At 60.7% G+C, this 22,108-nt stretch carries 17 protein-coding genes; 14 read left to right on the top strand and 3 right to left on the bottom strand.

Annotation, left to right across the window (positions count from 1 at the left end):
• The first annotated feature begins 18 nt into the window (after positions 1 to 18).
• Both QZR14_RS07055 and QZR14_RS07050 read left to right on the top strand, forming a co-directional pair.
• Entirely contained in the window at positions 19 to 2,139 is a 2,121-nt protein-coding gene (locus QZR14_RS07055) for a TonB-dependent copper receptor (protein WP_311996215.1), read from the top strand.
• Between the two features lie 101 nt (positions 2,140 to 2,240).
• Positions 2,241 to 3,611, top strand: coding sequence for a PepSY-associated TM helix domain-containing protein (locus tag QZR14_RS07050; RefSeq protein ID WP_311996214.1), 1,371 nt, complete (start codon positions 2,241 to 2,243; stop codon positions 3,609 to 3,611).
• 66 nt (positions 3,612 to 3,677) lie between these two features.
• On the opposite strand, the gene QZR14_RS07045 is transcribed toward QZR14_RS07050, so the two are convergent.
• Positions 3,678 to 8,531: a DUF4329 domain-containing protein gene (locus QZR14_RS07045; RefSeq protein ID WP_311996213.1), complete on the bottom strand. Its 4,854-nt coding sequence runs from the start codon at positions 8,529 to 8,531 to the stop codon at positions 3,678 to 3,680.
• Between the two features lie 301 nt (positions 8,532 to 8,832).
• Here QZR14_RS07045 and urtA point away from each other — a divergent pair, with 301 nt between their 5' ends.
• The 12 genes from urtA (at position 8,833) to QZR14_RS06985 (ending at position 20,634) form a co-directional block, all read left to right on the top strand.
• Positions 8,833 to 10,098, top strand: a complete 1,266-nt coding sequence (urtA, locus tag QZR14_RS07040) for an urea ABC transporter substrate-binding protein (protein ID WP_095047339.1) — start codon at positions 8,833 to 8,835, stop codon at positions 10,096 to 10,098.
• 361 nt (positions 10,099 to 10,459) lie between these two features.
• Positions 10,460 to 11,962: an urea ABC transporter permease subunit UrtB gene (gene urtB / locus QZR14_RS07035; RefSeq protein ID WP_311996212.1), complete on the top strand. Its 1,503-nt coding sequence runs from the start codon at positions 10,460 to 10,462 to the stop codon at positions 11,960 to 11,962.
• Positions 11,962 to 13,041 carry an urea ABC transporter permease subunit UrtC gene (urtC, locus tag QZR14_RS07030; RefSeq protein WP_123448442.1) on the top strand — a complete coding sequence of 360 codons (1,080 nt, stop codon included), beginning with the start codon at positions 11,962 to 11,964 and terminating at the stop codon, positions 13,039 to 13,041. The genes urtB and urtC overlap by 1 nt, the downstream gene beginning before the upstream one ends.
• Complete coding sequence (urtD, locus tag QZR14_RS07025; protein ID WP_095047336.1) at positions 13,038 to 13,907, top strand: urea ABC transporter ATP-binding protein UrtD; 870 nt, start codon at positions 13,038 to 13,040, stop codon at positions 13,905 to 13,907. The genes urtC and urtD overlap by 4 nt, the downstream gene beginning before the upstream one ends.
• A gap of 121 nt (positions 13,908 to 14,028) precedes the next feature.
• Positions 14,029 to 14,727 (top strand): urea ABC transporter ATP-binding subunit UrtE, encoded by a 699-nt coding sequence (gene urtE / locus QZR14_RS07020; RefSeq protein WP_150750055.1) that lies wholly within the window; start codon positions 14,029 to 14,031, stop codon positions 14,725 to 14,727.
• A gap of 43 nt (positions 14,728 to 14,770) precedes the next feature.
• A complete protein-coding gene (locus tag QZR14_RS07015) occupies positions 14,771 to 15,610 on the top strand; it encodes an urease accessory protein UreD (RefSeq protein WP_311996211.1) in 840 nt (279 codons plus the stop codon).
• Between the two features lie 146 nt (positions 15,611 to 15,756).
• Entirely contained in the window at positions 15,757 to 16,059 is a 303-nt protein-coding gene (gene ureA / locus QZR14_RS07010) for an urease subunit gamma (protein ID WP_016984788.1), read from the top strand.
• A gap of 9 nt (positions 16,060 to 16,068) precedes the next feature.
• Positions 16,069 to 16,602 (top strand): GNAT family N-acetyltransferase, encoded by a 534-nt coding sequence (locus QZR14_RS07005; protein WP_311996210.1) that lies wholly within the window; start codon positions 16,069 to 16,071, stop codon positions 16,600 to 16,602.
• A gap of 5 nt (positions 16,603 to 16,607) precedes the next feature.
• On the top strand, positions 16,608 to 17,141 hold the full coding sequence (locus QZR14_RS07000) for a GNAT family N-acetyltransferase (RefSeq protein ID WP_311996209.1): 534 nt from the start codon (positions 16,608 to 16,610) through the stop codon (positions 17,139 to 17,141).
• Positions 17,141 to 17,446, top strand: coding sequence for an urease subunit beta (locus QZR14_RS06995; RefSeq protein ID WP_194935506.1), 306 nt, complete (start codon positions 17,141 to 17,143; stop codon positions 17,444 to 17,446). The genes QZR14_RS07000 and QZR14_RS06995 overlap by 1 nt, the downstream gene beginning before the upstream one ends.
• Before the next feature lie 202 nt (positions 17,447 to 17,648).
• Complete coding sequence (gene ureC, locus QZR14_RS06990; protein ID WP_311996208.1) at positions 17,649 to 19,349, top strand: urease subunit alpha; 1,701 nt, start codon at positions 17,649 to 17,651, stop codon at positions 19,347 to 19,349.
• A gap of 157 nt (positions 19,350 to 19,506) precedes the next feature.
• Positions 19,507 to 20,634, top strand: a complete 1,128-nt coding sequence (locus tag QZR14_RS06985; protein WP_311996207.1) for a sensor histidine kinase — start codon at positions 19,507 to 19,509, stop codon at positions 20,632 to 20,634.
• A 123-nt stretch (positions 20,635 to 20,757) separates the two neighbouring features.
• Here the strand turns inward: QZR14_RS06985 and QZR14_RS06980 are convergent, their stop codons facing one another.
• A complete protein-coding gene (locus QZR14_RS06980; RefSeq protein ID WP_311996206.1) occupies positions 20,758 to 21,063 on the bottom strand; it encodes a chaperone modulator CbpM in 306 nt (101 codons plus the stop codon).
• Positions 21,064 to 21,086: 23 nt separating this feature from the next.
• A complete protein-coding gene (locus QZR14_RS06975) occupies positions 21,087 to 22,037 on the bottom strand; it encodes a DnaJ C-terminal domain-containing protein (RefSeq protein WP_311996205.1) in 951 nt (316 codons plus the stop codon).
• Positions 22,038 to 22,108 lie beyond the last annotated feature (71 nt).

Genomic DNA, 22,108 nt, shown 5'->3' with positions numbered 1-22,108 from the left:
TGTTTGATGGAAATTGTCATGTCCAGGTTTGCTGCTGTTCCACGCTCGGGCGTTGCCCCGGCGTCCTTCGCTTTGAACGAATCGCGGATTCGTCTCAGGCACGCTACCGCCGTCCTTTGCGGCGTCCTGCTGTCACCGTTGGTACTCGCCGATGATCACGCCGGCCACCAGGAAGAACTGAGCCCGACGGTGATTACCGCGATTGCCCCGAGCTCACCGCTGACCATCGTCACCAACCCCAAGGATCCGCGCCAACCGGTGCCGGCCAGTGATGGCGGCGATTATCTGAAGACCATTCCGGGCTTTGCGCTGGTGCGCAATGGCGGCACCAACGGCGACCCGGTGCTGCGCGGCATGTTCGGTTCGCGGCTGAATATCCTCACCAACGGCAGCATGATGCTCGGCGCCTGCCCGGGCCGGATGGATGCACCGACCTCGTACATCTCGCCGGAAACCTACGACAAACTCACCGTGATCAAAGGCCCGCAAACCGTGCTTTACGGACCGGGCGCGTCGGCCGGTACGGTGTTGTTCGATCGTGAACCGGAGCGCTTCGGCGAACTCGGCACACGGGTGAACGCGAGCATTCTGGCCGGCTCCCACGGCCGCTTCGACAAGGTCGTCGATGCCGCTGCCGGCGGCCCGTTGGGCTACGTGCGCGTGATCGGCAACACCGCGCATTCCGATGACTATCGCGACGGCAACAACGACATCGTCGCCTCGCGCTACGACAAGTGGAACGGCGACATCGCAGTGGGCTGGACCCCGGACGCCGACACCCTGATCGAACTCACCGCCGGCAAGGGCGATGGTGAAGCACGCTACGCCGGACGCGGCATGGACGGTTCGCAGTTCCTGCGTGAAAGCCTCGGCCTGCGTTTCGAGAAATCCAACATCACTGACGTGCTGGAGAAACTCGAAGCGCAGGTCTACTACAACTACGCCGACCACGTGATGGACAACTACACCCTGCGCACGCCGTCCGGCACCGGCATGATGGCAGGTCCCATGGCGTCCAACGTCGACCGCCGCACCCTCGGCGCACGGATCAAGGCCACTTGGCGCTGGGCCGATATTCAGCTGATCACCGGCCTCGACGCGCAGACCAACGAGCACCGCCAGCGCAGTGCGATGGGCATCGATACCTACAAGGATCTGCCGTACAACAAGGACGCCGATTTTCATAACTACGGCGTGTTCAGCGAAATGACCTGGTACGCCGCCGACCGTGATCGCTTGATCACCGGCGCTCGCGTCGACCGCGCTTCGGCCAAGGATTATCGGCAGACCACCGGTTCGGGAATGATGAGCCGCCCCAACCCGACCGCCGACGACACCCGCGCTGACACCCTGCCCAGCGGTTTCATCCGTTACGAGCATGACCTCGCCGACAGCCCGACCACGCTGTATGCCGGCCTCGGTCACGCCCAGCGCTTCCCGGATTACTGGGAACTGTTTTCGCCCAAGTCCGGCCCGGCGGGATCGGTCAATGCGTTCGATTCGATCAAACCGGAAAAGACCACCCAGTTCGACTTCGGCGTGAACTACAAGAGCGCCGAACTCGAAGCCTGGGCCTCGGGTTACATCGGTGTGGTGCGCGATTACATCCTCTTCGATTACACCCCGGCAATGATGGGCATGAGCACCTCGCGTGCAGAGAACATCGACGCGCGAATCATGGGCGGTGAACTCGGTGCCGCGTACAACCTCACCGATAACTGGAAAGCCGACGCGACCCTGGCCTACGCCTGGGGCAAGAACAGCAGTGACGGCAAGGCTCTGCCGCAGATGCCGCCGCTGGATGCACGGTTCGGTCTGACTTACAGCGAAGACAACTGGAGTGCCGGCGCACTGTGGAGGGTAGTTGCCGCGCAAAACCGTATCGATCAGAACAAGGGCAACGTGGTCGGCAAGGATTACGACAAGAGTTCGGGCTTCGGCGTGTTCTCACTCAACGGTGCCTATCGGATCAACAAAAACTGGAAGGTCAGCAGCGGCGTCGACAACCTGTTCGGCAAGGCTTACGCCGAACACCTGAACCTGGCGGGCAACGCCGGTTTCGGCTACCCGGCCAACGACCCACAAGCGATCAATGAACCGGGGCGCACGCTCTGGACCAAGGTCGACATGAGTTTCTAACAAGAAAAGTCAGAAGATCGCAGGCTGCATGTACCCCTGTAGGAGTTGCCGAAGGCTGCGATCTTTTGATCTAAAAAAATTCGCCCAGCGGAGCACACGTGATGAAACAGCCCAAACCGAATTTCTACAACCTGGCCTGGCGTTGGCATTTTTACGCCGGTCTCTTCGTCGCCCCGTTCATGGTGATGCTGGCCTTGACCGGCATCATCTACCTGTTCAAACCGCAACTCGATTCGCTGATGTACAGCAGCCTGCTCAACGTCCCCGCCGGTCATCACAGCGTACCGGCCGATGACCTGCTGCAACGGGTGAAAAGCGCTTATCCACAAGGCCAGGTCACCCAGTATCTGCCGCCAGTGAATGCCGAGCGCAGCGCGCAATTCGTGGTGAAAAATGCCGGCCACGAACTCAACGTATTCATCGATCCATACCACGGCGACATCCTCGGCGAGCAGGATGCGAAGCAAAATCTGCAGGCCATCGCCCGCGCCATCCACGGCGAATTGATGATCGGCACTGTCGGTGACCGGCTCATTGAAATGGCCGCCGGCTGGGGCGTGGTGCTGGTGGTGTCCGGCCTGTTCCTGTGGTGGCCGCGCGGTCAGGCGGCGGGCATTCTGTGGCCGCGCCTGAATAGCCGCGGCCGCGTGCTGTGGCGTGATCTGCACGCGGTCACCGGGTTCTGGGGCGCAACATTGCTGTTGGTGATGTTGCTCAGTGGCATGACCTGGACCGGCTTCTGGGGCAAGCAATACGCCCAGGTGTGGAACGTGTTCCCGGCGGCGATGTGGGACAACGTGCCGACCTCCGACATCGAGGCGCGAACCCTTAACACCGCCACCCGCCAGACCGTGCCATGGGCGATGGAAAACACGCCGATGCCAATGTCCGGCGACCACGCCGAACATATGAACCACGGCGCCAGCAACGCTGGCCCCGCAGCACCCGCCATCAGCCTGCAGGACGTGCAGAACATTGCTACCCGGCGCGAGGTCGAGCCGGGTTACAGCATCACCCTGCCGACCACTGCTACCGGTGTGTTCACCATCGCCGTGTTCGCCGATGACCCGCGCAACGATGCGACCCTGCATATCGATCAGTACACCGGCAAGGTCCTCGCCGATGTGCGCTTCGAGCAATACGGCACGGTGGCGCGGGCTACGGAAATCGGCGTGATGCTCCACGAAGGCAAGATGTTCGGCACCTTCAACCAGATCGTCGTGCTGCTGATTTGCCTGATGATTCTGCTCAGCGCCGCCAGCGGCGTGGTGATCTGGTGGAAGCGTCGGCCGCAAGGCAAGTTCGGCGTACCACCGCTGCGCCATGACCTGCCGAGATGGAAAACCGGCGTGGTGATCATGTTGGCGCTGGCGGTGGTGTTTCCGCTGGTGGGCGCTTCGCTGGTGGTGGTGTGGTTGCTTGATCGCCTGCTGCTGTCGCGCGTCGGGCGGACCGAGTCGGTCTCGACTTGAGTCGGACTCAACGAAGAGTGGCCGCCGCCGGCGGCACACTCCTTTGTCGAGACCCGGTATCGTCAGTTACAACTCATCCCGGACACGAACAGCGCCTTGGGGCGACGGCTGTTGGCGCTGCAAATTCCAGCCGCGTCTTATCAACCCGGTCTGCCGCCAGTAATGTCCTGCGACCAGTACCCGGAACTCGCCGAGTGCCATGAGACGTGAAATGAATTCTCCGGGACTTAGCCGGTTGGTCCAGCGCCCGTTGAGGAAAAACACCGATCGGGTCAGCAACAGATCCCTTTCGGCATCTGAATAATCTGGCGTGTATTTAAGCAATACCTGATGAGGCGTCGAGTAAAAATAATGCTGGATATCAAAACCCCTGCTCTTCAGATCATGGGTGTGGGCATACACGAGCTCAGGCGCCGCGAAGTTGGCTCTCACCTCCTCCGCGTCCGGCACCAGAGTGGTGTTGCCTGACAGGTGCAACTGATGAGCCGCGACCGGTGTGTAACCTTCGGGATAATGCGGTGCCGGGTGTTGCCAACTGGCCGATGCGTCATTCGCCGACAGGAATATCCGCGCAAGCGGGTTTCGGTCATGTGCGGACCGGACCATGGGTTCGAGCGGCACAAATTGACCAGCGGTTGCCGGAGCCAGGATGGCGCTTTCATAGCCGACATCGAAAGTGGCCTCGGTCGCGCGCTTTTGTGTATGGCGCGCAGCATCGTCAGGGTGATGGAAAACCGGGCCCAGCGCCGGGACCGGATTTTCCCGCCAGCGTTGCTCACTGCCGACATCGACCTGTCGTGGTTGCCAGCTGTCTCCCACCTCGCCGTGTCGCGACCAGTGATCGCTGCTCTCGATAACCTCTAACTTGCCCGCTCGTGCCATTCGGTGAACATAGGCAGAAATCCTGAACGTGCCCTTGGCAATCTCCCTTTCATCGGCCGCGGCCTGTTGTACTGATACAAATGCATTGGGACGAAACTCGATCTGTCCGAACCGATCGTAAAACTCGCCTGGCTCGAACGCATGCAACTGCAGTTTCAACAACGCCCCGTCCGCGCAGGAAAAGTAGATCGGCAGATATCCCTGTGGTGTGTCGGCCCGTACGCACGCCGCCTGAATATCGCTGGGCAGAAAAAAGCACTGGCGCACATCGTCAGACCGCACGCCCAACGGCGGCAGCGCGGCTCGAAGATACAGGGCGTGCAGCGTAAAACCTGAAAACAGCTCGCCCTGTTCGAACACCCGATCCAGAGCCAACGCCGAGCGCTGTACCGCCACGGGCAGGGTTGCGAGAAACATCCCCTGCTGATTACCCAGAAGGTAACCGAAGGTCGCCGCTTCCCGGCTCACTGACGCTTCGTGAACATATCTGGCGGCAGCATCTGCCTGAACAAACTGTGGGCTGCAGGCGGGTCTGCTCAGGGCCTTGTCGTAGTCTCTCGTCGGCAAAAAATCCGCCGAATAAGGTGCCCAGACGGATACCCGGCGCGGCAGCCCCCAGATGTCGCTGCCCTTGATCACCTGCAGACGCCCACCCTTGGCCAGGGCGTTGATCCATTCCACGGGCTGCAAATGCCTGCTGCGCAAGCCCTGCATTACCGCTTTTGCATCAACGGCGGCAAACCGATCGCCCTGGCCAAGCAGCTGCGAAAAAAGTTCGGCCTGCGGCTGGTAACTGAGCACCGAGCCGTCCGGAGCAAACAGGTATTCGTGCAATGGCTCCGGTTTGTAGCGCACCAGCGAGCCGTCCGCCAGCACGCGGTAGCGGTCTGTCACCCCGCGTCTGTTGAATGCCGATTCCAGTACGTCGACCGAAAACATGTTCAGATAGATCTGCTTCTGAACCGGCGATACGACCAGCGACGCCTCGCGAGCGATGCGCGATCGGTAGCGCGCCACGATGTGACAATCGGGGGGAAATAATCCATAGGTGCGGCTTTCCTCAGGGCAAACCTGAGTGACATCGAAGTCTTCATGGCTGACTTCAATCGGCGCGGTGGCCACGTAACGCTTCTCGGCCGTCTCCAGAATCAGGCCGCCATATACGCTGTCGGTCACAACGGGAAGCAACGTTCTGGCGTGGATAGCGGCATCGTCAGCCGTCTGAAAAACCGGGCCGAGCCAGCGCCGCTGCAGATTGGCGTACGGCTGCCAGGGCACCTTGACCGGCCCCGTCCGGTCCCAGCATATGCCGGCGCGCATCACCGCGAGTTCGCCACTGTTGGCGACCTCATGAACAAAATCGGTCGGCTGCCATTTCCCGGACGCCAGATCGTTCTTGATTGTCTCGAGCGTGCCTTGCGACTTAGCGTCATGAAACAGCTTGCTGGACTTGTTTCTTGCGTATTTCAACAAGGCGCCATCGCGAGCCGCTATATAGAGCGCTACCGGAACGTCAGAGGCAACTACCGGACGACGGCGTCCGTAATACATCGCGGTTGTCAGGTTATCCGGCGAAATGAAGTAATGGGCTAGCCAGTCATCCGGACTTTTTGCCGGGTCCTCTACGTGATGATGCGAATGCCAACTGGCGTGTAAATCGAAGCCTTCAGGGAATCGATACCAAGGAGAAGTTCGCTGCAAGGCAAACAGGCTATCCAACTCAAACAGATTGCTCTGTGCAGCGCTGACGGGAACCCGTTCCGTGGCGATGTACTCATCACGCTCACGATGTTTGAGGATGAAACCGAAACAGGCGCTTCTCTCTTCTTGCCAGTGTCTGTCGTGCGCATGTTGACTCTGTGCCACCTCGTCCGCTGAAGCGAACACCGCACCGTACGCCACCATTGCCGGGCGGCGCCACGGCAACGGCAACGGTAAAGCCAACGCAGGCAAATCCTTTGCAGGCCGGGTGTGCCCGGGTAACGGCGAGACCGCAAGCTCCGCCGTGTGCTTGGGAAACTCATGAATAACCTGCCAGACGGGCGCATCGGGATCAGGTGGCGCTTCGCGCACAGACCAGGTCGGGGCTATCCGGCCGCGATAGCCCCATAACTGATTATCCAGAAGACTGGTCAACCGAGCGCTGGCGGCTTGCTCACGAATGAAGTCGTGTGGGCGCTTGCTGCCAGTAGCCAGCTCCGTCGCCAAGGCACCGGGATTTTGTCGAGTGCCAAGGCGTCTGCCCAGACTCTGCGCCGACTCCGAGCCGTTGGACTCAAACCGCAACAGAGAGTCCGGTACGGCTGATGCGTACAGCGCGATCTGATCAAGCAGCACCTGTCTGACTTCATCGACACTGAACATCTGCAGACTCAGCAACGCTTCATGAAAGGTCCACTTGGGGTAATCGACGTCTGCGGGATCGAGCTCCGACAATGCAACGTGGCTCACATAGCGCGCGTGCAAAAGATGGTCATCGGGAAAAATCGGGTGCCCGTTATTGTCCCGCGGATAGAGCCGGTTCTGCCCGAGCGTAGCGATATCGCCAGGCAGCGGCTCGGTAACCACGAAGCGATTGTCGCGCTGGAAAATGTAGCCGGCGTACTGTCGGTCACGGCGATTGCCGATTTTCTCGTGGGCATGACGGGCCGCGTCATCGGCGGACAGGAAATCCCGACTCAAGGCCGGCCAGGGAAAATGACCGAAGGGCTGCCACTCCAGGTCTACCGCACCCAGGTTCGCCCACAATGCGCTGCCCCGCAAAACCTCGAGTTTTCCGGCCAGCACCAGCATCGAGACAAACGCGCGCGGGCGCAGGGTTGCAGCCGATAACCTCGCCTGCACACCATTGTCACTGATCGTGCCGTCAGCGTACTCGACGCTGAGTGCCGCTTCGACCGGAGTGCCGCTGAAGCTGTATTTCAACATGGCCTGATCCTGCGCCAGCATGTACAGCGATAACCCGCCTCCGACCTTTGCCAGATGCCGGTTGCGGCCAAACGCGGCGATGGCCACCGCCATGTCATGAGGGCTGAAGAAGTTTTCGTAGAGCCACGGCTGCACAGGCGGAAACTGTTTGGGATCGGGTCGCGAGGCGAAGTAAAAGCCTTCCAGCCGATAGCCCCGCGGCAGTTGCAAATCGCCTTGGGTGTCCAGCGGAAAGAGGTGTTCGGCGTCCCAGGCAGACAGCCCGCTCGGGCGTGCATGGGTCGCCACATATTGTTCGCCAGTGAGCTTTTTCAGGATCAGCCCGGCGGTCTGCGCACCTCTGGATTTCAGTGCCGCCAGCACGGCGCGTTCGGCATTGACGCAAACGCGCGTCATCAGCGGCATTTCGCTGACCGCGCCAGTGGAAAACGCCGCGCCGGCCGTCCAGTCCGCAGGTACCCGGCCCACGGAGTGGCCCCAGTCGGCGTTCGAGACAATAACGTTGAGTTCACCCACGGTCGCCAGCTTATTGATCAGCGCCATCACGTCATATGCACCCGACGCATCGCCAGACGGCGCGCCGGATTGATGCCAGAGGAAATAGTCGCGCTCCTCCGACGAGCCGCTCGACACGTATTTGAGCAAGCTGCCATCGGGCCCGGAAAGGTAGGCGCTGCGGAAAAAATCCCGCGACGACACATCACCAATGAAATCGCCCCCGGAATAGAAGCTCATGAACAGCCTGAGCAGATGTTCATCCTGACGCCGATTGCCATTGCGAAACTGGTCATGTATCGGCGGATGGCTGTGTACGCTGGCGATACATCGGTAACCCAGTGGATGGAGCATGTCGCCACGGGCATCGGTCGGCACAATGGTGCCAAAGTCAAAGCTGGTCGCTTCACCCGGGATGGGTGAGGTGGCCAGGAATTTTCCGTCCGGGTGCAGCAAAATCACGCTGCCATATTCTTTGTCCGGGTTGAGTGGAATCCGTGTATGTACCCAATAGGCGGCGTCTTCTTCGCTCAGAAACGCCGGACTCACGGGGGGCAGCTTGAACGTTGCCGTAGAACTTGCGGCGCCACCGGACCGGCCAGACACATCACTCATATAAAACCTGCTTAGAAAATCGGGATGAGCGAATGAGTGTGTGCCGACGAGGCAAGTCACCAGCGATACATGTTTATCGTTTTTGTATCCATACCTTTGCCAATCGCGACGCCCCAATCTGGCGCAGCCGTTTGCACCGATGCGCCATGCGCGTCCCCTGATGGTGCGCCGGCTCTGCGTGCAACCGCTCTGACACGACATTTCCCTGCCCGATACCGACCGGGCACAGCCCTTGCAAAACACACCTTCAGCCGTCCGCATCTGCCAACCAGAAAAATTAAATGTTCATGGAGATCGCACAATGAAGCGTCGCAGTTTGATCAAGGCTTTCACACTCACGGCATCCATTGCCGCGATGGGCATGACCTGGACTGTCCAGGCTGCCGAGACCATCAAGGTCGGGATTCTGCATTCGTTGTCCGGCACCATGGCGATCTCCGAAACGTCGCTCAAAGACATGGCGCTGATGACCATCGACGAGATCAACGCCAAGGGCGGTGTGAACGGCAAGATGCTCGAGCCGGTGGTGGTTGACCCGGCATCCAACTGGCCGCTGTTCGCCGAAAAGGGCCGGCAGTTGCTGACCCAGGACAAGGTCGCTGTGGTGTTCGGCTGCTGGACCTCGGTGTCGCGCAAATCGGTGTTGCCGGTATTCGAAGAACTCAACGGTCTGCTGTTCTACCCGGTGCAATACGAAGGCGAAGAGATGTCGCCAAACGTCTTCTACACCGGCGCCGCGCCGAACCAGCAAGCGATCCCGGCGGTTGAATATTTGATGAGTGAAGAAGGCGGCAGCGCCAAGCGCTACTTCCTGCTCGGCACCGACTACGTCTACCCGCGCACCACGAACAAGATCCTGCGTTCGTTCCTGCACTCCAAAGGCGTGGCCGACAAGGACATCGAAGAGGTCTACACGCCGTTCGGTCACAGCGACTATCAAACCATCGTCGCCAACATCAAAAAATTCTCCGCCGGTGGCAAGACTGCCGTTATCTCGACCGTCAATGGCGACTCCAATGTGCCGTTCTATAAAGAGCTGGCCAACCAGGGTCTGAAAGCGACTGACGTGCCGGTGGTGGCGTTCTCGGTCGGCGAAGAAGAACTGCGCGGCATCGACACCAAACCGCTGGTGGGCAACCTTGCGGCGTGGAACTACTTCGAGTCCGTCGAGAATCCGGTGAACAAGAAGTTCGTCGATGACTGGAAGGCCTACGCGAAGAAACACAACCTGCCGGGCGCCGACAAAGCCGTGACCAACGACCCGATGGAAGCCACTTACGTCGGCATCCACATGTGGGCGCAAGCGGTTGAGAAAGCCAAGTCCACCGACGTCGACAAAGTCCGCGAAGCCCTCGCCGGCCAGACCTTTGCCGCGCCGTCGGGTTACACCCTGACCATGGACAAGACCAACCACCACCTGCACAAGCCAGTGATGATCGGCGAGATCCAGAGCGACGGTCAGTTCAACGTCGTGTGGCAGACCGAAGGGCCGATCCGTGCGCAACCGTGGAGTCCGTTCATTCAGGGCAATGACAAGAAGCCGGATTATGCGGTGAAGAGCAACTGAGGCGGATTCAGTCATTGAGGCGGGTTTGAGATTTCCCCCCTCACCCCAGCCCTCTCCCTCAGGGAGAGGGGGAAAGGGAGCTGATCCTCATGCTTTTCAAAGCTTGAGTTCGGCTCGAATTCGCAGGTCGCAGCACATCGTCCAGACACCTCGGTCAGTCCCCTCTCCCTCCGGGAGTGGGGGAAGGGAGCAGATCTCTATGGCTTTCAGATCCTGAGTTCGACGCATGAATGTCAGGTCGGTGTTGGATTACCTGACAACTCGGTCAGTCCCCTCTCCCTCTGGGAGAGGGTTAGGGTGAGGGGCGGATTCACAGCCGGACACCGCTCCATCGGCCACCGCAAGAAAGGAAACACCACTAATGCCCACTGCCATACACCGCTTTCTCATAGCCATCGCACTATTGCTGCCGATGCTGGCGCACGCCGGCGATGCCGAAGATTTCGTCGCGGCCAATCCCATGCAACAGGCCAAACTCCTGGAAACCTGGGCCGCGCAGCCCGATCCGGCCCGTATCGAATTGCTCAACGCCCTGCAACAAGGCGAGCTGACCATCGACGGCCAAGCGAAAACCCTGCGCCTGAACAATCGCCTGCGGGGTCTGATCGACACCGCCATGGCCAGCCACCAATTGCTCGCCGCCGACGCCAAAATCCGTCTGGCCGCCGCGCAGCAATTGCAGAAAAGCGCGAAACCCGCGCAGCTGAAATTCCTCGACCAGCAACTCGCTGGCGAAAAAGATGAAAGTGTCCACGCCGCCCTGAGCCTGGCGCTGGCCAATCTGCAACTGGTCGATACCGATCCAGCGGTGCGCCTCGCCGCCGTACGCCTGCTCGGCGAAACTGGCGACCCACTGGCACGTACACGCCTTGAAGGCTTGCTCCAACCCGGCGTCGAGAGCGATGCCGGCGTACGCACCGCCGCCGAAACCAGCCTCGCCCAGGTCAAGCGCAAGCTGCTGATCGGCGAAGTGCTTGGCCAGGCCTTCAGCGGCATGTCGCTCGGCTCGATTCTGCTGTTGGCAGCGCTTGGTCTGGCAATCACGTTCGGCCTGCTCGGCGTGATCAACATGGCCCACGGCGAGATGCTGATGCTCGGCGCCTACTCGACGTACGTGGTGCAGTTGATGTTCCAGCGCTACGCACCGCAGGCCATCGAGTTCTATCCGCTGATCGCCCTGCCGGTGGCGTTTTTTGTCACGGCGGCAATCGGCATGGCCCTGGAGCGCACGGTGATTCGTCACCTCTACGGCCGCCCGCTGGAAACCCTGCTCGCCACCTGGGGCATCAGCCTGATGCTGATTCAGCTTGTCCGTTTGTTGTTCGGCGCGCAGAACGTTGAAGTGGCCAACCCGGCGTGGCTGTCCGGCGGCATTCAAGTGCTGCCGAATCTGGTGCTGCCGTACAACCGCATCGTCATCATTGCCTTCGCCCTGTTCGTGGTGGTGCTGACCTGGCTGCTGCTGAACAAAACCCGTTTGGGCCTCAACGTTCGCGCCGTCACCCAGAACCGCAACATGGCCGCCTGCTGCGGCGTGCCAACCGGGCGCGTCGATATGCTCGCCTTCGGCCTCGGCTCGGGCATTGCCGGCCTCGGCGGTGTGGCGCTGAGCCAGATCGGCAACGTCGGCCCCGACCTCGGCCAGAGCTACATCATCGACTCCTTCCTGGTGGTGGTGCTCGGCGGCGTCGGCCAGTTGGCCGGTAGCGTGCTTGCGGCGTTCGGCCTGGGCATCGCCAACAAGATTCTCGAACCGCAGATCGGTGCGGTGCTCGGCAAAATCCTGATCCTCGCGCTGATCATTCTGTTTATCCAGAAACGTCCGCAAGGCCTCTTCGCACTGAAAGGACGGGTGATCGACTGATGAACCAGCCTCTGTTAGTCACGGCCACACAAAAGGCCGGGCCGAAAGTCACCATCGCGGTTGGCGCGGTGATTCTTGCGCTGCTGATTGCTCTGCCGCTGCTGTCACTGTTGCCAGCGGACAATGCGCTGTCGGTCTCGGCCTACACGCTGACGCTGGTCGGCAAAATCCTCTGCTACGCCATCGTCGCCTTGGCGCTCGATCTGGTCTGGGGTTACGCCGGTCTGCTGTCGCTGGGCCACGGTCTGTTCTTCGCCCTCGGCGGTTACGCGATGGGCATGTACCTGATGCGTCAGGCTGCCGGTGATGGCTTGCCGGCGTTCATGACTTTCCTGTCGTGGAGCGAATTGCCGTGGTACTGGACTGGCACCAGCAGCTTTATCTGGGCCATGTGTCTGGTGGTGTTGGCCCCGGGGTTGCTGGCGCTGGTGTTCGGTTTCTTCGCCTTCCGTTCGCGGATCAAAGGCGTGTATTTCTCGATCATGACCCAGGCCCTGACCTTCGCCGGCATGCTCCTGTTTTTCCGCAACGAGACCGGGTTTGGCGGTAATAACGGCTTTACCAATTTCCGCACGATTCTCGGTTTCGGCATCACTGAACCGGGCACCCGTGCGGTGCTGTTTCTGGCCACGGTGTTGTTGCTGGTGGCGAGTCTGTTCATCGGCTGGCGCCTGGCACAGAGCAAGTTCGGTCGCGTGCTGACGGCATTGCGCGATGCGGAAAACCGCTTGATGTTCTGCGGCTACGACCCGCGTGGTTTCAAGTTGTTCGTGTGGGTCTTGAGCGCTGTGTTGTGTGGCCTGGCCGGTGCGTTGTACGTGCCGCAAGTGGGCATCATCAACCCCAGCGAAATGTCACCGACCAACTCAATCGAAGCGGCGGTGTGGGTAGCCCTAGGCGGTCGCGGCACGCTGATCGGCCCGCTGCTCGGCGCCGGTGTGGTCAACGGCATGAAGAGCTGGTTCACCGTGGCGTTCCCGGAATACTGGCTGTTCTTCCTCGGCGCGCTGTTCATTGTCGTGACGCTGTACTTGCCTAAAGGCGTGATCGGTCTGCTGAAGAAACGAGGTGAACAATGAGAGTCACGGCGAGCGCTGAATTCATGTTGGAACCGGCCTTTTTTCCCGTGGAACCAAACAAGGACGAAGGCACCAGCCGCGATTCCATCGGCCTCGGCCAGCGGGTCGGCCCGGGGCTGGATACCCGCCACGGCACGATCCTCACACTGGAAGACATCAGCGTCAGCTTCGATGGCTTTCGCGCACTGAACAATCTCAACCTGTACATCGGCGTCGGTGAGTTGCGCTGCATCATCGGCCCCAACGGCGCGGGCAAAACCACGCTGATGGACGTGATCACCGGCAAAACCCGGCCCAGTCACGGCAAGGCCTGGTTCGGTGAAACCCTCGACCTGACGCAGATGAGCGAAGTGCAAATAGCCCAGGCCGGCATCGGTCGCAAGTTTCAGAAGCCGACGGTGTTCGAAGCGCTGAGCGTGTTTGAAAACCTGGAGCTGGCACAGAAAACCGACAAGTCGGTGTGGGCCAGTTTGCGTGCGCGTTTGAGTGGCGAGCAGAAGGACCGGATCAGCGAAGTGCTGGAGACGATTCGCCTGACCACCTCGGTCAATCGTCAGGCCGGGTTGCTCTCTCATGGTCAGAAGCAGTTCCTCGAGATCGGCATGTTGCTGATGCAGGACCCGCAACTGCTGCTGCTCGATGAGCCGGTGGCCGGCATGACCGATGCGGAAACCGAGTTCACTGCCGAGTTGTTCAAGTCACTGGCGGGCAAGCACTCGTTGATGGTGGTGGAGCATGACATGGGCTTTGTCGGCTCGATTGCCGACCACGTCACCGTATTGCACCAAGGCAGCGTATTGGCTGAAGGCTCGCTTGAGCAGGTGCAGGAAAACGAGCGCGTGATCGAGGTCTACCTCGGCCGCTGAAGATTTTGTCCTGTGTAGGAGCTGCCGAAGGCTGCGATCTTTTGATCTTGCTCTTCAAAAAGAAGATCAAAAGATCGCAGCCTTCGGCAGCTCCTACAGAGGATTTCGGGAGATTTTGAACATGCTGCAAGTCGACAAGCTGCACCAGTACTACGGCGGTAGCCACATCCTCCGTGGCCTCAGTTTTGACGTGAAGGTCGGCGAAGTCACCTGCCTGCTCGGCCGTAACGGCGTGGGCAAGACCACCCTGCTCAAATGCCTGATGGGCTTGCTGCCGGCCAAGGAAGGTGTGGTGAATTGGGAAGGTAAACCGATCACCACGTTCAAGCCGCACCAGCGCGTTCACGCCGGAATCGCTTACGTGCCGCAAGGCCGGGAAATCTTCGGACGGCTGACTGTAGAAGAAAACCTGTTGATGGGTCTGTCGCGGTTTCCCGGCAGTGAAGCCAAAGAAGTCCCAGGTTTCATCTACGAATTGTTCCCGGTGCTGCTACAAATGAAGCAGCGTCGCGGCGGCGACCTCTCCGGTGGTCAGCAACAACAGTTGGCAATTGGCCGTGCCTTGGCCAGCCGTCCGCGCTTGCTGATCCTCGACGAGCCCACCGAAGGCATTCAACCCTCGGTGATCAAGGAGATCGGCGCCGTGATCAAGAAACTCGCGGAGCGCGGTGATATGGCGATTTTGCTGGTCGAGCAATTCTACGATTTCGCTGCGGAGCTGGCCGATCAGTACCTGGTGATGTCCCGGGGCGAGATCGTCCAGCAAGGTCGCGGTGAAAATATGGAGGCCGAGGGTGTGCGCGGGCTGGTAACGATCTAGTACAACGAACTAATCTGTAGCTTCCTAACGATAATGACACACCATGAATTCGACTGTTTCACCTGCCCTGTTTACCCCGAGCTGGCACGCCGAGCTGGAGCTCGCTTACGCCCGTTTCGGCGACTGCACGCGCCCGGTCATGCGCCGGCACCTCGGCCCATTACGCGTACAAAAGCACCTGTACGCCGAAGGCCCCGAGGTCTGCCAGCACATCATCGTTCATCCGCCGGGCGGGATCGCCGGCGGTGATCGACTGGACATCAGCGCCCGCGTCGAACCAGACGCCTGGGCACAGATCACCAGCCCCGGCGCGGCAAAGTGGTATCGCGCGGGTGGGCCGGCTTATCAGAAGCTCGACTTGAAAGTGGCGACCGGGGCGACGCTGGAATGGCTGCCGCAGGAAACCATCGTCTACAGCGCCGCGCAGGCTGAGCTGACAACTTCGATTGAACTTGAGGGTGATGCACGGCTGTTCTACTGGGACGTGGTGGCGCTGGGTCGCCCGGCCAGTGGCGAGCGTTTCGACCGTGGGCATTTTCAGGCGCATCTGGACATTCGCCGCGATGGCCGATTGCTCTGGCATGAGCGCCAGCGCATTGTCGGCGGTGACGGTTTGCTTGATTCGCCGATCGGGCTGGATGGCAATCCGGTGTTTGCGACGTTGTTGGTCACCGGTGAAATCGATGCTGAATTGCTCGAGCGTTGCCGCTCGCTGGGCCACGAAGTGCGTGGGGATCTGACGCAGTTGCCGGGGCTATTGGTCGCTCGGTGTCTGGCCAGTGAAGCATTGCTCGCCCGTGCGTGGCTCATCGATTTATGGCGCTTGCTGCGGCCGGTGCTGCTAGATCGCGAAGCCCAGCCCCCACGAATCTGGAACACCTGAAATGCATTCCCCTGTAGGAGCTGCCGAAGGCTGCGATCTTTTGATCTTGCTTCAAAAAATCAATATCAAAAGATCGCAGCCTTCGGCAGCTCCTACAGGTGGCGACCGACTTAATAACTTTTAACTGCCGATACTGGAACCCCACAATGGACCTGACCCCACGCGAAAAAGACAAGCTGCTGATCTTCACCGCCGGCCTCGTCGCCGAGCGGCGTCTGGCCCGCGGCGTGAAGCTCAATTACCCGGAAGCGATGGCCTACATCTCCGCCGCGCTGCTGGAGGGTGCCCGTGACGGCCAGACCGTGGCCGAGCTGATGCACTTCGGCACCACCCTGCTCAGCCGCGAGCAAGTGATGGAAGGCATCGCGGAAATGATCCCGGAAATCCAGGTCGAAGCGACGTTCCCCGACGGCACCAAACTGGTCACCGTTCACCAACCGATCGTCTGAGGCAGCGCCATGACTTACACCATTCGCGATGCCATTCACGCCGATCTGCCGGCGATCCGCGACATCTACAACGACGCGGTGCTCAACACCACAGCGATCTGGAATGAACAGGCCGTCGACCTCGGCAACCGCCAGGCGTGGTTCAGTGCGCGCCAGGCCCAGGCCTATCCGATTCTGGTGATCGTCGACGGCGCCAACAGCGTCCTCGGCTACGCTTCATTCGGTGACTGGCGACCCTTCGACGGCTTTCGCCACACCGTCGAGCACTCGGTTTATGTGCGCAGCGACCAGCGCGGCAATGGCCTCGGCCCGCAACTGATGAGCGCACTGATCGAACGCGCCAGGACCTGCGGCAAACACATCATGGTCGCCGCCATCGAAAGCGGCAACGCCGCCTCGGTTCGTCTGCACGAACGCAGCGGTTTCAGCATCACCGGGCAGATGCCGCAAGTCGGCACCAAATTCGGCCGCTGGCTCGACCTGACCTTTATGCAACTGACCCTCAACCCTGGCGCGGAGCCGCCTGACGCCAACAAGGAGTGACACCAATGAACGCCGCCCAGCTGCGCCGCGTCAATGCTGAAAGTTTTGCGCATTACCGTCAGGGTCTGATCGATCTGCTGCTCGATGCCGTGGGTTACGGCGCCAGCGTCGGCTTCATGGCCGACCTCGATGCAACACAGGCTCGCGCGTATTTCGATGAAGTTCAGGACAACGTCAACAAAGGCAGCGTGCTGCTTTGGGTGGTGGTCAAGGACGAGCAGGTACTCGCCAGTGTGCAACTGGGCCTGTGCCAAAAGTCCAACGGACTCAATCGTGCCGAAGTGCAAAAACTGCTGGTGCGCGAAGACGCGCGACGTCGCGGTCTCGGCCAGCAATTGATGCATGCGCTGGAACTCGAAGCGCCCAAGCACAAGCGCGGCATGCTTTACCTCGACACCGAGGCCGGCTCGCCCGCCGAAGATTTCTACAAGGCGTTGGGCTACAGCCGCGCAGGCGAGATACCTGATTACGCCTGCGACCCGAACGGCACCTATCGACCGACCGCCCTCTATTACAAGATTCTGCAAGGAGCCCAGTGATGATTCCTGGCGAGTACCAGATCCAGCCCGGTGACATCGAACTCAACGTCGGCCGCCGCACCATCAGTCTGAAAGTCGCCAACAGCGGCGACCGGCCGATTCAGGTCGGTTCGCACTATCACTTTTTTGAAACCAACGACGCGCTGACCTTTGATCGCGCCGCCAGCCGTGGCATGCGCCTGAACATTCCGGCTGGCACCGCTGTGCGCTTCGAACCGGGGCAGAGTCGTGAGGTGGAGCTGGTCGATTACGCCGGAAAGCGGCGGGTGTTCGGGTTTGCCGGAAGAGTAATGGGTGATCTCTGACATCTGCGTGCACCGCTGCCCCTCACCCCAGCCCTCTCCCGAGGGAGAGGGAGCCGATCGCCGATAACCGCCCCACCGTGAACAGTCCCCTCTGCGGAGCTGATCACCGATAGCCGGCCCACCGCGTACAGTCCCCTCTCCCTCTGGGAGAGGGCTAGGGTGAGGGTCAATGGCTCACCACTATTTTCTTGAAGGACGCAGCATGAAGATTTCCCGCCAAGCCTACGCCGACATGTTCGGCCCCACCGTCGGCGACAAGGTGCGCCTGGCCGACACCGAGCTGTGGATCGAGGTCGAAAAAGACTTCACCACCTACGGCGAAGAAGTGAAGTTCGGTGGCGGCAAAGTCATCCGCGATGGTCAGGGCCAAAGTCAGTTACTGGCTGCCGAAGTGGTCGACACCCTGATCACCAACGCGCTGATCATTGACCACTGGGGCATCGTCAAAGCCGACGTCGGCCTCAAGGACGGGCGCATTGCCGCGATCGGCAAGGCCGGCAACCCGGATGTGCAGCCGAACGTGACCATCGCCATCGGTGCCGGCACCGAAGTGATCGCCGGTGAAGGCATGATCCTCACCGCTGGCGGCATCGACACGCACATCCACTTCATCTGCCCGCAGCAGATCGAAGAAGCGCTGATGAGCGGCGTCACCACCATGATCGGCGGCGGCACGGGACCTGCCACCGGCACCAACGCCACCACTTGCACCTCCGGCCCATGGCACCTGGCACGGATGCTCCAGGCCGCCGATGCCTTCCCGATGAACATCGGCCTCACCGGCAAGGGCAACGCCAGCCTGCCAGAACCGTTGATCGAGCAGGTCAAGGCCGGCGCCATCGGCCTCAAGCTGCACGAAGACTGGGGCACCACGCCAGCGAGCATCGATAACTGCCTGAGCGTTGCCGATCAGTTCGACGTGCAGGTGGCGATCCACACCGACACCCTCAACGAGTCGGGTTTCGTCGAAACCACCCTCGGCGCGTTCAAGGGCCGCACCATCCACACCTATCACACCGAAGGTGCCGGTGGCGGTCACGCGCCGGACATCATCAAAGCCTGCGGCTTCCCCAACGTGCTGCCGAGTTCGACCAACCCGACCCGGCCGTTCACGCGCAACACCATCGACGAACACCTCGACATGCTGATGGTCTGCCATCACCTCGACCCAAGCATTGCCGAAGACGTCGCGTTTGCCGAAAGCCGCATCCGCCGCGAAACGATTGCCGCCGAAGACATTCTTCATGACCTCGGCGCGTTCTCGATGATCAGCTCCGACAGCCAGGCCATGGGCCGCGTCGGCGAGGTCATCACGCGCACCTGGCAGACCGCCGACAAGATGAAAAAACAGCGCGGCCCGCTGCCGCAGGACGGCGAAGGCAACGACAACTTCCGCGCCAAACGCTACATCGCCAAGTACACGATCAACCCGGCGATCACCCATGGCATCAGCCACGAAGTCGGTTCGATCGAAGTCGGCAAGTGGGCCGATCTGGTGCTGTGGCGCCCGGCATTCTTTGGCGTGAAACCGACGCTGATTCTCAAGGGCGGCGCGATTGCCGCGAGCCTGATGGGCGATGCCAACGCCTCGATTCCGACCCCACAACCGGTGCACTACCGTCCGATGTTCGCCAGCTACGGCGGCTCGCTGCACGCCACCAGCCTGACCTTTATCAGTCAGGCGGCGCAGGAAGCGGGGTTGCCTGAAGCACTGGGGCTGAAGAAGAAAATCGGCGTGGTCAAAGGTTGCCGTGATGTGCAGAAAACCGACCTGATCCACAACGACTATCTGCCGACCATCGATGTCGATCCGCAGAGCTATCAGGTCAAGGCTGACGGGGTGTTGCTCTGGTGTGAACCGGCAGAAACGTTGCCGATGGCGCAGCGGTATTTCCTGTTCTGACGCAGCCGACACGCAGTAGAAAGGCCCCGGAACCGTGCCTTGCGCGCAGTCTCGGGGCCTTTTTCGTGCCGGTATCAAACTATCGCGCAAACGGTCGTGTACTTCTCGCCAAAGGAACTACTATTCGATTCGCTCCACCTCTTTTCAGGAACTGCCCATGCGTCTATCCGAGTTCATCCTGGCCAATATCGAGCCTATCGTCGATGAGTGGGAACAGTTCGCCGCGACTATCACACCGGCCGCCGACTATCTGGATTCCACCGCCCTGCGCGATCACGCCAGCGCCATTCTGCGGGCCGCGGCCCGCGACATGAGCAAGCCGCAGAGCCCTGCCGAACAGGCCGCCAAAGCCAAGGGCGAAGGCCCGGAAAAAACCCCGAGCCTGGACGAGGCTGGCGCCAGTCATGGCGAGTTGCGCCACACCGTGGGTTTTGACCTGGTGCAGATGACCTCCGAGTTCCGTCATCTGCGCGCTTGCGTGATCCGCCTGTGGGTCGACAGCCTCAAAGCCCCGGACATGGCCTGTTTTCAGGACATGATCCGCTTCAACGAAGCCATCGACGAAGCACTGGCCGAATCGACTGCGGCCTACGCCGAACAGGTCAATCGCTCGCGGGACATCTTCCTCGCCATTCTCGGCCATGACCTGCGTGCGCCGCTGCAAGCGGTGAGCATGTCCATCGAGTTGCTGCTGCGCAAATCCAGCCTCGAGGGCGATGCGCTAGCCTGCGCCCTGCACATCAAGCGTGGCGCGCGGCACATGGCGGCGATGGTCAGCGACTTGCTGGAACTGGTGCGCAGTCGACTAGGCAGAAGCCTGCCGATCGAACCGACGCCAATGGACCTGGCCGATGCCGCACGGGCGGCGATTGCCGAGGCGTGCGCCGGCAATCCGGAGTGCGATCCGACGCTCAATGTGAACGGCGACACGCGCGGTACCTGGGATGCCGGCCGAATCGATCAGTTACTGCAGAACCTGATCGGCAATGCCTTACAGCACGGAGCCAACAAGCGCGATGTCACCCTCAATATCAGTGCTGAGGGCGAAAACGTCTGCCTGTCAGTGCACAACTACGGCACACCGATTCCCGAAGAGGCGCTTGGAACGATCTTCGACCCGTTGGTGCGCAGCGCCGACGAGGAGCTCGGACAGCCGTCGACCAGCCTCGGGTTAGGGTTGTTTATCGTCAAGGAAGTGGTGAATGCCCATGGCGGCACCATCGAAGTCAGCTCGAACGAAGCTGACGGGACGCTGTTCAGCGTGGTGCTGCCCAGAAAACTTTGACGTCGCAAGACCGCGTTATCGTTCTTCGCGAGCAGGCTCGCGCCCACAGAAGACCGCGATCAATTGTGGGAGCGAGGCTGCTCGCGAAGAGGCCAGATCAGCAAACCGGAAAACATCAGACTACTACTCCACCACCAACCGCCCCAGACGCTGGCGCAACATGCGATTCTCGGCACGCAATGCCTGCACTTCCTCCAGCAGATCCAACGCCAGCGCAACACCTTCCCACTCCAGCTCCAGCTCGCGTCGCAGCTTCGCGGCGCGTTTGGCCAGACTCAGTTCGTAATCGGTGAAACGCCACTCCCGGGGCTGCGCGCCCTGAGGTTCGAGGATGCCGTGTTCGACGATTTCGATCACGCAGACGTCCGACAAATCGGCCGCCTCACAGAATTCTGCCAGGTCCAGTTGAACGATCAGGGGGCTGCTCATGATGGGCTACTCCGTCGTCGAATTCAGAAGTTCTCTCGCGGATTGAAGGCGGCTTTCTTCGCCAGTTCCTGCCACAGCGCCTTGACCTCGTCGTCAGCGGCTTTCGGCATTACAGCCTTGAGCTGGACGAACAGGTAACCGCGCTCACCGGCCTTGTTTTTCAGGCCATGGCCCTTGGCGCGCATGCGCTGACCGTTCTGGCTGCCGGCAGGGACCTTGAGGTTGATCTTGCCGGTCAGGGTCGGCACGGCCACTTCGGCGCCCAGCGCCAGCTCCCACGGCGCCAGCGGCAAGGTGATGATGAGGTTTTCGCCTTCGACATCGAATTTCGGGTGCGGCGCAAAACGAATGGTCAGATACAGGTCGCCATTCGCCCCGCCACCAACGCCCGGTGCGCCCTGGCCCTTGAGGCGGATGCGCTCGCCGTCGGTCACGCCGGCCGGGATCTTCACGTTCAGGCTCTTGCTGGTGTTGCTGACGTGCTGGCCGTTGGCGTTGTATTGCGGCACCTGGAAGGTGACTTTCTTCGACTCGTTCGCCAGCGTCTCCTCAAGGAAGATCGGCAGTTCCATTTCCACGTCTTGCCCTCGGCGCCCGGTACTGCGTTGTTGCCGACCGTCGCCGCCACCGAAACCGGGGCCGCGATTGCCGAAGATCGAACTGAAGAAGTCCGAGAAGTCGCCGGTGTCGCCACCGCCGCCGCCAAAACCGCCACGGCTCTGCCAGCCCGGTGGGCCCTGAAACGGCTGACCGTGCTGACCATAACGACGCAGCTCGTCGTATTCGGCGCGTTTGTCGGCGCTTTTCAGCGCTTCATAGGCTTCCGAGGCGTCTTTGAATTTGGCCTCGGCGTCCTTTTCCTTGCTGACATCGGGGTGGTATTTGCGCGCCAGCTTGCGATAGGCAGCCTTGATTGCCTTGTCGTCTGCTGTCGGCTCCACGCCGAGTATCTTGTAATAGTCTTTGAAGTCCATCGAAGGAATCACCGTCCGTTATCGATTTCGCGCCGAGACCAGCATGCGCTCATTCGCGCGTGCCGGGTTGA

It is taken from the genome of Pseudomonas sp. rhizo66 (assembly GCF_031931925.1).
Classification (GTDB): domain Bacteria; phylum Pseudomonadota; class Gammaproteobacteria; order Pseudomonadales; family Pseudomonadaceae; genus Aquipseudomonas.
Note: the sequence above shows the minus strand (reverse complement) of the source record. Positions and strands in the feature narration are given on the sequence as shown.

Coding starts and splice junctions, on each gene's coding strand:
- QZR14_RS07055 (WP_311996215.1), top strand. CDS start 19: ATGTCCAGGTTTGCTGCTGTTCCACGCTCGGGCGTTGCCCCGGCGTCC.
- QZR14_RS07050 (WP_311996214.1), top strand. CDS start 2,241: ATGAAACAGCCCAAACCGAATTTCTACAACCTGGCCTGGCGTTGGCAT.
- QZR14_RS07045 (WP_311996213.1), bottom strand. CDS start 8,531: ATGAGTGATGTGTCTGGCCGGTCCGGTGGCGCCGCAAGTTCTACGGCA.
- urtA (WP_095047339.1), top strand. CDS start 8,833: ATGAAGCGTCGCAGTTTGATCAAGGCTTTCACACTCACGGCATCCATT.
- urtB (WP_311996212.1), top strand. CDS start 10,460: ATGCCCACTGCCATACACCGCTTTCTCATAGCCATCGCACTATTGCTG.
- urtC (WP_123448442.1), top strand. CDS start 11,962: ATGAACCAGCCTCTGTTAGTCACGGCCACACAAAAGGCCGGGCCGAAA.
- urtD (WP_095047336.1), top strand. CDS start 13,038: ATGAGAGTCACGGCGAGCGCTGAATTCATGTTGGAACCGGCCTTTTTT.
- urtE (WP_150750055.1), top strand. CDS start 14,029: ATGCTGCAAGTCGACAAGCTGCACCAGTACTACGGCGGTAGCCACATC.
- QZR14_RS07015 (WP_311996211.1), top strand. CDS start 14,771: ATGAATTCGACTGTTTCACCTGCCCTGTTTACCCCGAGCTGGCACGCC.
- ureA (WP_016984788.1), top strand. CDS start 15,757: ATGGACCTGACCCCACGCGAAAAAGACAAGCTGCTGATCTTCACCGCC.
- QZR14_RS07005 (WP_311996210.1), top strand. CDS start 16,069: ATGACTTACACCATTCGCGATGCCATTCACGCCGATCTGCCGGCGATC.
- QZR14_RS07000 (WP_311996209.1), top strand. CDS start 16,608: ATGAACGCCGCCCAGCTGCGCCGCGTCAATGCTGAAAGTTTTGCGCAT.
- QZR14_RS06995 (WP_194935506.1), top strand. CDS start 17,141: ATGATTCCTGGCGAGTACCAGATCCAGCCCGGTGACATCGAACTCAAC.
- ureC (WP_311996208.1), top strand. CDS start 17,649: ATGAAGATTTCCCGCCAAGCCTACGCCGACATGTTCGGCCCCACCGTC.
- QZR14_RS06985 (WP_311996207.1), top strand. CDS start 19,507: ATGCGTCTATCCGAGTTCATCCTGGCCAATATCGAGCCTATCGTCGAT.
- QZR14_RS06980 (WP_311996206.1), bottom strand. CDS start 21,063: ATGAGCAGCCCCCTGATCGTTCAACTGGACCTGGCAGAATTCTGTGAG.
- QZR14_RS06975 (WP_311996205.1), bottom strand. CDS start 22,037: ATGGACTTCAAAGACTATTACAAGATACTCGGCGTGGAGCCGACAGCA.